The organism is Shewanella sp. SP1S2-4 (assembly GCF_031932075.1).
GTDB lineage: Bacteria > Pseudomonadota > Gammaproteobacteria > Enterobacterales > Shewanellaceae > Shewanella > Shewanella baltica.
The window spans coordinates 186,780-201,005 of record NZ_JAUOET010000004.1 but is presented as its reverse complement, the minus strand read 5'-3'; the positions used below and the strand labels follow the sequence as shown (position 1 = coordinate 201,005).

The following is a 14,226-nucleotide window of genomic DNA, read 5'->3' as shown; positions in this document are numbered from 1 at the left end:
ACCTAGTGCTTAGCTGGTATTACACTCGGCCGTAATTTCGTTTACGTAAACGTCAAAGTAAAACGGTCGTTTAAATTTATGGTGATGGTGGCAGTGGTTATCATTATGATTTATATGGATTAAGCTTGCTTCCCTCTAGGTTAGTTCAAAACATTGGGTATTTTCTACTTAGGTCTAATAGGGTAAAAATGATGTATTTATATATTTACTGTTGGTAATTTAATTACGTAAATAATTACTTTGCGTGGGGGTTGGTAAAGTTGTCTGACAAGTTTCATTTAATTCAAATTTCCAAATGTAATTAAAATATTTAATGCAATTAATATCATTGTGTTAGGTTGTTATTTGTTGCTTGGTCAGACCAATTTTAGCATGGTTTTTACTTAGGTTAATGCCCGTTTTTGTCAATCTTGGACTGTTGCAAATACAAACGTTTGTCGGTAAGTTTTAGTTCGAAACAAACATTTGATGGTTTTTCGGTGAGTTTATAAGCAGCGGTGATTGGGGATGCTACTGCTTTATATGTCAGCGTTAAGCCTGTGATAGTGGAGCCTCTTGGGAGGGCATCAAGATGACGGAACACACTTTGAGTGAACAGCAATTGAATTCGACACTGGGTAAAGCTACAGCAAACGCCACGCTTAATATTGTGGGTCGTGACATTCCAGGCCAAGAAGTCATATTTACCGAAGGGGCTGTCGCCTTACTCGAATCCCTTTGTCGTGAATTTGCCGACGAAGTACCCGCCTTACTCGCTAAACGTAAAGATAAGCAAGCGCGTATCGATAAAGGCTCATTACCCGACTTTCTGCCTGAAACCCGCGCTATTCGTGATGGTGCATGGCAAATTCGTGGTATTCCCGATGACTTGCTTGACCGCCGCGTAGAAATCACAGGTCCCGTTGAACGTAAGATGGTGATTAACGCACTCAACGCCAATGCCAAAGTGTTTATGGCCGATTTCGAAGATTCTTTAGCACCAAGCTGGGAAAAAGTCGTCGAAGGTCAAATCAATCTACGTGATGCCGTGCGTGGTGATATTGAGTACACAGCACCGGACACAGGTAAGCACTACAAATTAGGACCAAATCCGGCAGTGCTTATTTGCCGCGTTCGTGGTCTGCACCTTAAAGAAAAACACGTGCAGTTTAACGGCAAAGCGATTCCAGGCTCACTGTTTGATTTCGCACTGTATTTCTACCACAACTATCGCCAACTTTTGGCCAAGGGCAGTGGCCCATACTTTTATATTCCTAAGTTAGAAAGTCATATTGAAGCGCGCTGGTGGGCAAAAGTATTTGCTTTTGTTGAGGAAAGATTTTGTCTGCAAGCGGGCACGATTAAATGTACTTGCCTGATCGAGACGTTACCGGCCGTGTTCGAAATGGACGAAATCCTCTACGAGCTGCGTTCCAATATCGTCGCACTGAACTGTGGTCGCTGGGATTACATCTTCAGCTATATCAAAACATTAAAGCGTCATAGCGACCGAGTCTTACCGGATCGCCAAGCCGTCACTATGGATACGCCTTTCTTAAGCGCTTATTCAAGACTCTTGATTAAGACCTGCCACAAACGCGGTGCGTTAGCGATGGGCGGCATGGCGGCCTTTATTCCAGCCAAAGATCCGGTTCAGAACGAAGCGGTATTGCAACGAGTCCGTCGAGATAAAGAACTGGAGGCGCGTAACGGCCACGATGGCACTTGGGTGGCACACCCTGGTCTTGCCGATACCGCTATGGGTATTTTCAACGAATACATAGGCCAAGATCACTGTAATCAATTGCATATTACCCGTGATGTCGATGCGCCAATCCTGGCTAGCGAACTGCTTAAAACCTGCGACGGTGAGCGCACCGAACAGGGGATGCGTCTGAACATTCGTATCGCACTGCAGTATTTAGAGGCGTGGATCAGCGGCAACGGTTGCGTACCTATTTACGGCTTAATGGAAGATGCGGCTACGGCTGAGATTTCTAGAGCCTCAATTTGGCAATGGATCCAACATGGTAAGTCGCTGTCAAACGGCAAACTCGTGACCAAGCAACTCTTTAAAGACATGTTGGTTGAAGAGCTGTCGAACGTGAAAAAAGAAGTGGGTAGCGACAGATTCACCCATGGCAAATTCACCCAAGCGGCGGTATTGCTCGAAGACATTACCACCTCCGACGAGCTGGTCGATTTCTTAACCTTACCCGGTTACGAAATGCTGACTGCCTAGGATGAACCCATTTGCTTGAACCGTTTTATATCAATCAGATTTAGCTGTGGCGGGGCTACCGTCAACCAAACAATTTAGCAGAGTGAAACTGGGGGGCAGTTTCATGATAGCTACAACATCAAAGAGAAAGGAGCGACACTATGACTAAGGCAACGACTCAGAATTCACGTCAAGAGCAGATTGATGCAATCAAGAGAGATTGGGCAGAAAACCCACGTTGGAAAAACGTGCGTCGTCCTTACACCGCGGAAGAAGTGGTTGCACTTCGCGGTTCAATCGTGCCTGAGAATACTATCGCCAAGCGTGGTGCGGCTAAGTTATGGGAACTGGTGAATGGCGGCGCTAAAAAAGGCTACGTGAATTCGCTCGGTGCGTTAACGGGCGGTCAAGCGGTACAACAGGCGAAAGCGGGTATCGAAGCGATTTACCTTTCTGGTTGGCAAGTGGCTGCTGATGCTAACTTAGCCGGCACTATGTACCCAGATCAATCTTTATACCCAGCGAACTCAGTGCCAGCTGTGGTATCCCGTATCAATAACTCTTTCCGTCGTGCTGACCAAATTCAATGGGGCAATGGCGTTAATCCAGAAGATGAAAAATTTGTTGATTACTTCCTGCCAATTATTGCTGACGCAGAAGCGGGTTTTGGCGGCGTATTAAATGCCTTCGAACTGATGAAGTCGATGATCGACGCGGGCGCTGCCGGCGTTCACTTTGAAGATCAGTTAGCTTCAGTGAAGAAATGTGGCCACATGGGCGGCAAAGTATTAGTGCCAACCCAAGAAGCGGTACAAAAGCTGGTTGCTGCACGTTTAGCGGCGGATGTGAGCGGTGTCGATACACTGGTTATCGCCCGTACCGATGCTAACGCGGCCGATTTGTTAACTTCAGATTGCGACCCATACGACCGTGATTTCGTGACTGGCGAGCGCACCAATGAAGGTTTCTACCGTGTTAAAGCGGGTCTTGACCAAGCGATTTCTCGCGGTCTAGCTTACGCCCCGTATGCAGATTTGATTTGGTGTGAAACCGCTAAACCGGATCTTGAAGAAGCGCGGATTTTTGCTGAAGCGATTCATGCTCAATACCCAGATCAGCTGTTGGCGTATAACTGTTCGCCTTCGTTCAACTGGAAGAAAAATCTGGACGACGCCACTATCGCGCGCTTCCAACAAGCATTGTCAGACATGGGCTACAAGTACCAGTTCATCACTTTAGCCGGCATTCACAACATGTGGTACAACATGTTCGACCTCGCTTACGACTATGCTCGTGGCGAAGGCATGAAGCATTATGTTGAAAAAGTTCAAGAAGTTGAGTTTGCTGCTGCGAAGAAAGGTTACACCTTCGTTGCGCATCAACAGGAAGTGGGCACAGGTTATTTCGACCAAGTGACTACGGTTATTCAAGGTGGCCATTCATCAGTGACCGCACTGACAGGTTCTACCGAAGAAGAGCAGTTTTAAGCAGTAAGCAGCGCTTAGGATGATCCATTGTGATTGTGGATCACTCCTTAGCACGCCTTATGCTGATGTGTGGTGAGGCGTGGTTAAAAACTCGAAATAGAGGGCAAGGGCGGACTGTGATGAGTTACCGACCTTGCAGCCTAAATCTCGAGTCGAGAATGAAAGAGTGTTACCCGTAAGCCTGTGTTTAGCTGCTTTGCAGCTGTTATCCCCGTGCAGTTCGCCTACATGTGTTGTGCGGGTTTTTAAGTCAAATCTTGTGACTTAACTTCCTACCCAGTAAGTTTTTGCTTGCCTTAGCTTGGCGACTCTATGAGTCGCTATTTTTTTGCTTATTGGTTCACTATTGCGCTGATTAATATGGTGCAACTCTGATACGACTTGGTGCAGTAATCGGATTATTTTACAGCAGCTTATTGCTATCTCATTGTTATTTAATGGCTATCAATTGTGGCCTGAAAAATGCTCTGAATACAGTGGGAAGTTATAGCGTATTAAAGCTGATTGTTGGCATTCACATTGAGGTCACCGCCATGAAATATTACAGTCGCCGTTTAGTTAAACCTGAACATTTAAATCCAGCAAATACGCTGTTTGGCGGTCAGTTGCTCAGTTGGATAGACGAGGAGGCCGCTATTTTTGCTGCCTGCCAGATGAAGAGCACCAGCCATGTGACTAAGCTGATTTCTGAAATCAACTTTATGACGCCAGCGCATCAAGGTGATGTGATCGAGTTTGGTCTGGAGCTGGTGAGCCTCGGCCACAGTTCGATTACTGTAAGCTGCCAAGTGCGTAATAAGATGACGCAGGCGCCAGTGGTGAGTATAGATAAGATGGTGTTTGTGCATGTGAATGCCCAAGGATTGCCTGTGCCCCACGGTATTCGGGCGAATGCGGCTTAGTGGGCGCGGAGCTTGAAATGCGTGACGTTTGAATAGACAAGATACTTAAAACAGACTGTGACGCCTAGGCGCCACAGTAATTAGTCTTTGGTTAAATCTTCTTTTACCGATTTGACGGCATCCCGCGAGGCATGACCTATGGCTTTGGTGGTGTCTCGGGTCGCGTGACCTATCTCAGTGGTGACATCTTTAGTGGTTGTGCCAATGGCACGGCCTGCGTCCTTTAAATCCGCACAGGCGGATGTAGCGAGTAATAAAGGAATAATAATGAGCGTCGCTTTATTCATTGTGATGCTAATCCTCAATTTAAGTTCATAACTCAATTTACTGGGCCCTGTCATTTCTACAGTGCCAAATAACATTCGGGACAATATAACAGATCTTGAGCTGAATCACGCTATGGCACCAGTATCTGCCAAGCCGTTGTCGTAATGTCTTTAGGCAAGTTTGGGCAAGAGGTGTGGAGCGGATGGGGCGAAATGACGTCGGAGTTTAAATTTTATGAATTCAGTAAATAAAAACGCCAGTGGCGTTTTGCGCACTGGCGTCTAAGGTCGCTAAATAATACTGCAAAGATTATTCGAGTTTGGCTAAGCGTTGTTGATAGTCTTCAATCAGGTGCTGCATGATTTCTTCCGGTGCGGCATCGTCACAGCAATCATCTAAAAAGATTTTAAAGGTGACTAAGGCATGGCCGTCATTTTTGAGTCTGTCACTCTGCATCGAGAAGTAGGCATCTTCATTTTCGGCTTTGCGAACCACAAACTTATTTGTTTCGAAGGACTTATCCCCAGAAAGCTCGTGCCACTTAGTGATGCGATTTAACGCGATTTCACAGGACTGGTTCATTTCAATATGATTTAACCAAGTAACGGGATGTTCAGGATCTTTGTAATGTGGACATCTAACTGTGTAGTTATATACATGGGTGATTGCAGTCATAGCGTACCTACCTGTTCGAGGATATTGTTGCCATCATAGGCATCGTTTTTGAATTCGGTCAATCATTAATTAAGTCTATTTAGCCTTGATGTTTTTTGACGGAGAAGGATAGTTACTGCATGAAAATTAACCATTTACTTAATCTGTCATGTCTCTATTTAGCATGAGTTTTATGCCAATAACTTTGTGCTAGATCTCAGTTTTGGGTGAAGTTTCGCTTTTGCTGAATTACTGATTAATAAAGCAACAACTTGGTCGTCAGTAAGTCTTATTGATAAAAAGAGTGAGCAGCGGAGTAAATAGGTTAATTAGGCTTTGGTGGGCGTAATACGATTAAGTGGCAGCATAAGTTGTCGCAGAGGAAACGCAGAAGGCAGAATGGACAGAGGCCCATTCGTTAGAACGGGCCTCTCAGCTGGCTTCATCTTTTGCAGGGAAAAAGCGAACTGGGGCCATCTTATCGGATCTGTAACAGTCTGTAACCCACAGAGATCACGTTTTTTATATCATTTTGCTATGAATATTTGAGGTTCAGATCCTTTCTTCTTGAATATGTGGATTTGTGAGTGTTTTGTCAGTGCAAAGGTGCATAGACACTGAGTTTTATGTTGGTTTTTGTTACTCAATTTTTAAGATAGCAACCTTGTCGATACCAGTATAAAAAAGGCCCCAATAGTGCAGCGATAATCTGCGCACTATTGGAGCCCAAAACGCATTCATTGGAGGATGAAGTCGTGTTTACGCACTAGCAGGACAATCAGTCGTTATCCAGCAAGTTAGCGCACGATTGCTGTGCGATAACTTGCGATTGATAAAGTATGGCGATTACAGCGCGCAACTATAGCGCATTAGTGAAGATCTGACAGATCTCCGCATGGGTCGCTTGTTTTGGATTGGTGAATCCACAGGCATCTTTTAACGCGTTATCCGCAAGTGTTGGAATATCTTCCGCTTTTACGCCTAACAAGGTCAGGTTTTCTGGGATCTTAACCGCAACAGACAGCTTTTTGATTGCCGCTATTGCCGCACTGGCACCTTGCTCATCGGTCATGCTAGACACATCCACACCCATAGCCTTGGCAATGTCTTTCAAGCGAGCAGGGACGACCTGGGCGTTGTATTCCTGTACATGGGGCAGCAGCAGGGCGTTACACACACCGTGGGGCAGATCGTAGAAACCGCCTAACTGGTGCGCCATCGCATGCACATAACCTAAGCTGGCATTGTTAAAGGCCATACCCGCTAAGAACTGGGCGTAGGCCATTTGTTCACGGGCATTGATGTCTTGACCGTTTTCAACCGCGTTGACTAAGTTAGCCTGAATCAATTCCATGGCCTTGATCGCGCAGGCGTCGGTGATCGGGTTGGCAGCAATAGACACATAGGCTTCAACCGCGTGAGTCAGTGCATCCATACCGGTTGCGGCCGTGAGGCTCGCAGGCTTTTTCAGCATGAGTTCAGGGTCATTGACCGACAGCAAAGGCGTAGTGTGTTTATCGACAATCGCCATTTTAATGTGGCGGGCTTCGTCGGTAATGATACAGAAGCGCGTCATTTCACTGGCAGTACCTGCCGTCGTATTAATAGCCACTAATGGCAACTGTGGTTTTGCGGATTGATCTAACCCTTCGTAATCCTTAATGCTGCCGCCATTGGTGGCAACAAGGGCGATACCTTTGGCGCAATCATGGGGTGAGCCGCCACCGAGTGAAATCACAAAGTCACACTTGTTGGCTTTTAACAGGGCTAAACCGGCTTCGACGTTCGTCACGGTTGGGTTAGGTTGTACGCCATCATAGATGGTGGAGATAATGCCATTTTGACCAAGTTTTTCGGCCACTTCACCGACTAAGCCAATTTTGACTAAGGGTTTGTCTGTCACTATGAGTGCGTGTTTAAAGCCTAAGGTTTTGATGTCACCGATAGCGTCATCCACTGCGCCTTGGCCTAATACGTTGACAGAAGGAATAAAAAATTTAGCAGCCATAAAATCCACCTATTTGCTTGTAAAGATTAAGTTGTGTTCTTTTCTGGTGATCAAGCTACCAATTTGGAGGTAGTGAAAGTGTGAGCTCGATCGAGTTCGGCGCTTATCTGGGGGTAATTTCCCACTAAAGTTGGAACTCGGTAACTAAACTTCGGACTTTTATGACGGGTATTAGTATTGGCGTACGATATGGTTTTTCTGGGGGGGATAGCGCCCGTGGCGAGGCATCATTTTTGTGTGTTTTTTACTGGTCTTTTTATCTCACTTTTCATCCCACTTTTTAGCTAACATTTGACGGCTCAATTGTTAAATCTAACAGAGGTTAAACCTCGTTAATACTCTCATTCGTAGCATTAACTCCAGTTAATTAGTTTGATATCTAATATTGATTTATGCGTGCTGCTGTGGTTGTGGTAGGGCCGCAAGTCAAAGAAATCTATACATTTATCTTGTTTTTACACATTAATTCTTTTTTACATAACTAACTTGTGAGCTTTGTCACTGTGCCATTTTAGGTTGATAGTTACATCACTAATCATTATCATGATTGTTAATTGAACGTTCAATTAACGTCGTTCAGAGTATTGAGAGAGTGGTTATTCCTTGAGTATTTATGCCTAAAGCCGCAATGAAATTGATACGCAGACAGCAGCTTATCGATGCGACATTAGCATCGGTTGCCTTGCATGGATTGCAGCACACGACTATCAACAGCATTAGTCAGTTGGCGGGGATGTCGTCGGGGATCATCAGTCATTATTTCAGTGGTAAGCAGGGCTTGATCCAAGCGACGCTACGCCACTTGCTCGAGCAGTTAAAGCAGGCGTTGCTCAATCGAATCCAAGGACAAGTGTTGGCGCCAACAGAGCGCTTAATGATGATAGTTGAAGCGAATTTTACCGAGTTACAGTGCTCACGAAATGTCACTCACACTTGGCTGAGTTTTTGGGCACAGGCCGTCCACGATCCCCAGTTAGCCCGTTTGCAGAATATTAATAGTCGCCGCTTATACAGCAACTTACATTTTTCCTTTCGGCACGTGTTGCCCAAAGAGTTTGCCCTGATGGCTGCTGAGCAAACGGCGGCGATGATCGATGGATTTTGGTTACGCAGCGCCTTAAGTGAAACCCCTGAGCAGGATTTTGTTCAGGCCGAAAAATTATGCAAAACCTTTATCCACAATGTGATAAAGCAGCATGGAGTCAAAACATGTCAGTAGAAGTACAGTACAACTTTATTGCGGGCCAGTTGCTCGCTAACGATAGCGGCGAAACCTTCGACGTCGTCAATCCTGCCACTGGGCAATTGGCGTACCGAGTGCAAGTGGCCGATGAAAAAATTCAGCAAGCGGCCATCGAGAGCGCCAAAAAAGGCTTTGCGATTTGGTCTGCCATGAGTGCTACTGAACGCAGCCGTATTCTGTTAAACGCGGTCGCATTATTGCGCTCTCGTAATGATGAACTCGCGGCAATCGAAGTGCGCGACACAGGTAAACCTTGGCAAGAAGCCTCAGTGGTTGATGTGGTCACAGGCGCAGATGCTATCGAGTTTTTCGCCCATATTGCCCCAGGGCTTGAAGGCGCGCAGCAGCAAGTCGGTGGGGATTTTTATTACACCCGCCGTGAGCCTTTAGGCATTTGTGCTGGTATTGGCGCCTGGAATTACCCATTACAAATCGCCTGTTGGAAGGCCGCTCCTGCATTAGCCAGCGGCAATGTGATGATTTTTAAACCTTCGGAAGAAACGCCGCTTGGCGCACTGAAATTAGCGCAACTCTTAAGTGAAGCGGGTTTGCCCGATGGCGTATTTAACGTCGTGATGGGCGATGGCAAGGTTGGCGCTTGGTTAACGGGACATCCGGATATTGCCAAAGTGTCTTTCACTGGTGAAGTCGGTACTGGCAAAAAAGTCATGGCCGCTGCAGCAAGTTCATTAAAAGACGTCACTATGGAACTCGGTGGAAAATCACCGCTTATCGTGTTTGACGATGCTGATATCGACAATGCGGTTTCAGGTGCCATGCTCGGTAACTTCTACACCCAAGGTGAAGTCTGCACCAATGGGACGCGAGTGTTTGTTCATGAATCGGTTTATTCACGCTTTATCGAAAAACTGCTTGCCCGTACTCAAGCCAATATTGTGGTGGGCGATCCTATGGCGCCAGAGACTAACTTTGGCGCGTTGATCTCCAAAGATCATCAACAAAAAGTGCTCGATTACATTCAGCAAGGTATCGATGACGGCGCAACTCTGCTCACTGGTGGCACAGCGTTAACGCCTGAAAATGCTCCCAATGGTTACTTTGTCGCCCCAACCATTTTCACCGATTGCACCGACGAGATGCGTATCTGCCAAGAGGAAATCTTTGGCCCTGTGATGTCGGTACTCACCTTTAAAGATGAAGCCGAAGTGATTGCTCGGGCAAACAATACCGCCATGGGCCTAGCTGCTGGGGTGTTCACCCAAGATATCAGCCGTGCCCATCGGGTTATTCATCAGTTACAAGCGGGTATTTGCTGGATCAATGCCTATGGTGCATCGCCAGCCGAAATGCCAGTAGGTGGGTATAAGTTGTCGGGTATTGGCCGTGAAAACGGTAGCGAGACACTCAAGCATTACACCCAAGTTAAAGCCGTTTACGTGGGTCTACAGCCCTTAGAAAGCCCATTTTAAGGAGGCATTTTGACCCATTCACTCCAGCAAAAATATTATAACTACATCATAGTCGGCGCCGGTTCTGCAGGGTGTGTGCTCGCTAATCGTCTGTCTAAGGATCCTAAAAACGAAGTACTGTTATTAGAAACCGGTGGCAGCGATAAGAGCATCTTTATTCAGATGCCGACGGCGTTATCGATTCCGATGAACAGCCCTAAATATGCTTGGCAGTTTGAGACGCAGCCTGAGCCGCATTTAGATAATCGCAAGATGCATTGCCCTCGGGGTAAAGTGCTTGGCGGTTCATCGTCGATCAACGGCATGGTGTATGTCCGTGGTCATGCCAGAGACTTTGATGAGTGGCAGGCGCAAGGGGCGACCAACTGGGATTATAGCCATTGCTTGCCGTATTTTAAAAAGGCAGAAACCTGGGCCTTTGGTGGCGATGAGTATCGCGGCGAGTCTGGGCCGTTAGGTGTGAATAACGGCAATCAGATGCAAAATCCCTTATACCAAGCCTTTGTGGATGCGGGCATTGCGGCGGGGTATTTATCGACCGCCGATTATAATGCGGCGCAGCAAGAAGGTTTTGGTCCCATGCACATGACGGTCAAAAAAGGCGTGCGTTGGTCTACCGCTAATGCCTATTTACGCCCAGCGATGGCCAGACGTAACCTTACTGTGTTGACCCACACCTTAGTGCATAAAGTGCTATTGGAAGGACAAGCGGCCGTTGGCGTTCGCATTGAGCACAAAGGCAAAGTTGAAGATATTCGTTGTAATAAAGAAGTGATTTTAGCTGCTGGATCAATAGGTTCGCCGCATTTACTGCAATTATCAGGTATTGGCGATCCCAAAGTATTGGCCGATGCAGGGGTCGAGTTACAACATGAGTTGCCCGGTGTTGGTCAGAATTTACAGGATCATTTAGAGTTTTATTTCCAATTCAAATGCCTTAAACCGATTTCACTCAATGGCAAGTTAGATCCATTCAGCAAGTTCTTAATCGGTGCTCGGTGGATCTTAGATAAGTCTGGTCTAGGGGCCACGAATCACTTTGAATCCTGTGGTTTTATTCGCTCAAAAACGGGTCTCGAGTGGCCAGATTTGCAGTACCACTTTTTACCTGCGGCTATGCGCTACGATGGTAAAGAAGCTTTTGCGGGGCATGGTTTTCAGGTGCATGTGGGCCATAACAAGCCTAAAAGCCGTGGTGCCGTGACCTTAGTATCGGCAGATCCTAAAGCGCCGCCTAAGATCCAGTTCAATTATTTACAGCATCCTGATGATATTGAAGGCTTTAGGGCCTGCGTGCGTTTGACCCGTGAGATCATCAATCAAGCGCCATTCGATGAGTATCGCGGTGAGGAAATTCAACCCGGCACACAAGTGCAAACCGATGCGCAAATCGATGCCTTTGTGCGTCAATCGGTTGAGAGTGCTTATCATCCTTCTTGTTCATGCAAGATGGGCACAGATGCGATGGCGGTGGTGGATCCTGAAACCCGCGTGCACGGATTGCAGAATTTACGGGTAGTGGATTCTTCTATTTTCCCGACTATCCCGAACGGCAATTTGAACGCGCCGACCATCATGTTGGCTGAGCGCGCTGCGGATATGATTTTAGAGGCTGAGATGTTAGCGCCAGCAGATTCCGCCGTTGTGGTTGCCGACGCTTGGCAAACCACACAAAGAAGTACAGCTACAAGTTAGCGGCGTAAGTTAACGCCATAAGTGCACAACATGCCTGCTCGGTCCGTCTTATCGATGGACTGGCGGCTTCAATTTTAAGTGACTCATTAATTGATGACTCAAAACTCATTAATTGATTACTCAAAATAAGGGTCATGATTCATTTTATCTAAAGGGTCGGTCAGCCCGCAGTGAGTGTGCAAATGATCACTTTCACGACTGAACATCTATCAGGGTTTAACTATCGCAGAGCGCTTTTTAAGTAGCGATATTTAAGGCTTGAGGGCAGAGCGCTGCCTTTAAAAATGATTCAGTTTTTTATTATTAAATAAAAACATGGAGTTACATTTTATGGATTCATATCCTCATGCCTACTTATATCCAGTATCGACTGGGACGGAGTGCATCCTATGACCTGGTTATTATCCGCAGGGATACTGTTTACTTTTGCCGCGATTGCGTTTGTGATTTATCGCTGGGGTAACATTCGCTGTATCGGTGTGACGCCTGTGCGTACGTTTACCTTTATCGCGATTCTGTTCACCTCTGGCCTTGATGTCGGCTTGATCATGTTTCCGCTGACCGAGTTTGCCGGCTATGCCAATGTGGCGGCGAGTCCTGAATACGGCTTAACCAATCCGCTGGCGATTGAGTTTGGCTTTTGGGCCTTCTTGATTTGGGGTTTCTACTTTTTAACCTGCTTCTATTTTTGTGTGATTGAACCTAGGGTGAAGTTCTTCGATATTCCCTTGGTCAAGTTCATTAATAATATCGTGATTATTGGTACCTGTGCCTTTACCGCCTATTTGTTATTAAGCAATTTGCCCTGGTACTTACCCGAATTAGGTGATGGCGAAACCATAGTCGGTAGCTTTTATTTAATCGTATTTATGGTGATTGCCGCGGCGGTATATTCCAGCACTAGCATACGTTATGTGCGTATTTTGAGCTTAGCCAGCACTTGGTTATTTTTAGGCTTGATTGCCATGATGTGGGCCAGTGCATTTTTATCGGCTGACTCAAGTGTGGGCGAGTTCTTTACGACCTTTGCCATGCTGGGCGACTACTTCGGCAATATTCAACATTTTGTGTTACCCATCAACGACTACCATGAGTTTTATCTGTTCTGGTGGTTTGCGTGGAGCATTATGATTGGTCAATTTACCTCGCGCTTTGTCGGCGGGATGAAAACCTATCAAGTGCTGCTGGCCATGATGGTGTTTCCGTCTATTCCCATCGCTATCTGGTTCACCGTGCTTTATTACTACAGCGCCAATGGGTTAGATACCTCGGGCTTCTATAATCTGGCGATGGTGATTGTAGGGGTGACCTTTGTGATTAACTCACTCGACTCACTGGTACGCCTGTATACCGACAATCTTAATCTGACGATTGAGCGTTTAGGCAAGCTTAAATATGTCAGCTTTAACTTAGTGTTGCTCTGCAGTCTGACATTACTCTTTCAATTAGACTTTCTTCAAATTCAATGGGTTGGTGCAATCGCACTGGGCCTGATCTTTAGCTGTTTTGGTTACATCATGATGACGCAATTGCAAACTGTTCGTGCCATTGAGCGCTCGCCAAAAGAGAACAAAATCGACTTTACTAAAATTGAGCTAGCTAACTAATGGAAAAATTAATAATGAAATCAAAATGTTTTTATCTTGTCGCCGGCGGATTATTATTGATGTCGACTGCGGCGAATGCCGGATTATCGGCCACTGTGACGGCGACGTCGGATTACACTTTTAACGGTGTCAGCCAAACGGACAACGGCCCAGCACTGCAAGGCAGTCTGGATTACGGTTTTGATTCGGGCTGGTACGTGGGCGGCTTTACCTCGAACGTCGACTTTGGTGGCAGCGATGACACTTGGTTGGAGCTCGATGCCTATGCGGGTAAATACTATCAGTTGAATAAACAATTGAGTCTCGATGTCGGACTGGCCTATTACACCTACCACGGCGATTCCTTCTCAGATGAGTACAACTATCCTGAGCTGTATAGCAAGCTAGGTTACGACACTTCCCTTGGCCACTCTGAAGCTAAGTTAACCTACACATGGGACTACTTTGGGTTGGGCGGCGGACATTACACTATGTTGCTCGGCCATACGATTAGCGTTGCCGAAGGCCATGATATTCGCTTCAGTGTTGACCGCTCGACGTCACTCGATGAAGACAAATGGTCATGGGATGGCGGTAAATCCTTTAATCACTATCGCGTTGCCTATATGACCAGCTGGAGCGGCTTTGATTTCAGCCTTGCCGCTGAAGATACCAGCATGAACTTAGATACCAGTGACGAGCGCCTGGTGTTGTCGGTATCGCGTCAATTCATGTTGTAATCTAAGGGACTTTT

The 14,226-nt window shown here is 46.4% G+C and carries 11 protein-coding genes; 8 read left to right on the top strand and 3 right to left on the bottom strand.

Going from position 1 to position 14,226, the window contains the following annotated elements; all coding sequences use genetic code 11:
* Nucleotides 1–571 precede the first annotated feature (571 nt).
* The 3 genes from aceB (at nucleotide 572) to Q4Q52_RS06835 (ending at nucleotide 4,589) form a co-directional block, all read left to right on the top strand.
* The gene (gene aceB, locus Q4Q52_RS06845) at nucleotides 572–2,221 is read left to right on the top strand and encodes a malate synthase A (protein WP_106651162.1); all 1,650 of its coding nucleotides are present in this window, start codon (nucleotides 572–574) and stop codon (nucleotides 2,219–2,221) included.
* Nucleotides 2,222–2,361: 140 nt separating this feature from the next.
* Complete coding sequence (gene aceA / locus Q4Q52_RS06840; protein ID WP_107404095.1) at nucleotides 2,362–3,687, top strand: isocitrate lyase; 1,326 nt, start codon at nucleotides 2,362–2,364, stop codon at nucleotides 3,685–3,687.
* Between the two features lie 533 nt (nucleotides 3,688–4,220).
* On the top strand, nucleotides 4,221–4,589 hold the full coding sequence (locus Q4Q52_RS06835; RefSeq protein ID WP_006080843.1) for an acyl-CoA thioesterase: 369 nt from the start codon (nucleotides 4,221–4,223) through the stop codon (nucleotides 4,587–4,589).
* 80 nt (nucleotides 4,590–4,669) lie between these two features.
* Here Q4Q52_RS06835 and Q4Q52_RS06830 read toward each other — a convergent pair whose 3' ends face one another.
* From Q4Q52_RS06830 to yiaY, 3 genes are all read right to left on the bottom strand, one after another.
* Nucleotides 4,670–4,876 carry a hypothetical protein gene (locus tag Q4Q52_RS06830; protein ID WP_006080844.1) on the bottom strand — a complete coding sequence of 69 codons (207 nt, stop codon included), beginning with the start codon at nucleotides 4,874–4,876 and terminating at the stop codon, nucleotides 4,670–4,672.
* Nucleotides 4,877–5,165: 289 nt separating this feature from the next.
* Entirely contained in the window at nucleotides 5,166–5,531 is a 366-nt protein-coding gene (locus Q4Q52_RS06825; protein ID WP_006080845.1) for a hypothetical protein, read from the bottom strand.
* 838 nt (nucleotides 5,532–6,369) lie between these two features.
* Nucleotides 6,370–7,518 carry an L-threonine dehydrogenase gene (gene yiaY / locus Q4Q52_RS06820; RefSeq protein ID WP_311990171.1) on the bottom strand — a complete coding sequence of 383 codons (1,149 nt, stop codon included), beginning with the start codon at nucleotides 7,516–7,518 and terminating at the stop codon, nucleotides 6,370–6,372.
* A 613-nt stretch (nucleotides 7,519–8,131) separates the two neighbouring features.
* Here yiaY and betI point away from each other — a divergent pair.
* From betI to Q4Q52_RS06795, 5 genes are all read left to right on the top strand, one after another.
* Nucleotides 8,132–8,737, top strand: coding sequence for a transcriptional regulator BetI (gene betI, locus Q4Q52_RS06815; protein ID WP_259523567.1), 606 nt, complete (start codon nucleotides 8,132–8,134; stop codon nucleotides 8,735–8,737).
* Entirely contained in the window at nucleotides 8,728–10,191 is a 1,464-nt protein-coding gene (betB, locus tag Q4Q52_RS06810) for a betaine-aldehyde dehydrogenase (RefSeq protein ID WP_311990170.1), read from the top strand. The genes betI and betB overlap by 10 nt, the downstream gene beginning before the upstream one ends.
* A gap of 9 nt (nucleotides 10,192–10,200) precedes the next feature.
* Complete coding sequence (betA, locus tag Q4Q52_RS06805) at nucleotides 10,201–11,886, top strand: choline dehydrogenase (protein WP_311990169.1); 1,686 nt, start codon at nucleotides 10,201–10,203, stop codon at nucleotides 11,884–11,886.
* Between the two features lie 389 nt (nucleotides 11,887–12,275).
* Nucleotides 12,276–13,493 carry a BCCT family transporter gene (locus Q4Q52_RS06800; protein WP_311990168.1) on the top strand — a complete coding sequence of 406 codons (1,218 nt, stop codon included), beginning with the start codon at nucleotides 12,276–12,278 and terminating at the stop codon, nucleotides 13,491–13,493.
* A gap of 14 nt (nucleotides 13,494–13,507) precedes the next feature.
* Nucleotides 13,508–14,212 carry a TorF family putative porin gene (locus Q4Q52_RS06795; RefSeq protein ID WP_311990167.1) on the top strand — a complete coding sequence of 235 codons (705 nt, stop codon included), beginning with the start codon at nucleotides 13,508–13,510 and terminating at the stop codon, nucleotides 14,210–14,212.
* Nucleotides 14,213–14,226 lie beyond the last annotated feature (14 nt).

What these genes read in the sequence shown, in the direction of transcription:
- aceB (WP_106651162.1), top strand. Translation starts at nt 572, where the DNA reads ATGACGGAACACACTTTGAGTGAACAGCAATTGAATTCGACACTGGGT.
- aceA (WP_107404095.1), top strand. Translation starts at nt 2,362, where the DNA reads ATGACTAAGGCAACGACTCAGAATTCACGTCAAGAGCAGATTGATGCA.
- Q4Q52_RS06835 (WP_006080843.1), top strand. Translation starts at nt 4,221, where the DNA reads ATGAAATATTACAGTCGCCGTTTAGTTAAACCTGAACATTTAAATCCA.
- Q4Q52_RS06830 (WP_006080844.1), bottom strand. Translation starts at nt 4,876, where the DNA reads ATGAATAAAGCGACGCTCATTATTATTCCTTTATTACTCGCTACATCC.
- Q4Q52_RS06825 (WP_006080845.1), bottom strand. Translation starts at nt 5,531, where the DNA reads ATGACTGCAATCACCCATGTATATAACTACACAGTTAGATGTCCACAT.
- yiaY (WP_311990171.1), bottom strand. Translation starts at nt 7,518, where the DNA reads ATGGCTGCTAAATTTTTTATTCCTTCTGTCAACGTATTAGGCCAAGGC.
- betI (WP_259523567.1), top strand. Translation starts at nt 8,132, where the DNA reads ATGCCTAAAGCCGCAATGAAATTGATACGCAGACAGCAGCTTATCGAT.
- betB (WP_311990170.1), top strand. Translation starts at nt 8,728, where the DNA reads ATGTCAGTAGAAGTACAGTACAACTTTATTGCGGGCCAGTTGCTCGCT.
- Q4Q52_RS06800 (WP_311990168.1), top strand. Translation starts at nt 12,276, where the DNA reads ATGACCTGGTTATTATCCGCAGGGATACTGTTTACTTTTGCCGCGATT.
- Q4Q52_RS06795 (WP_311990167.1), top strand. Translation starts at nt 13,508, where the DNA reads ATGAAATCAAAATGTTTTTATCTTGTCGCCGGCGGATTATTATTGATG.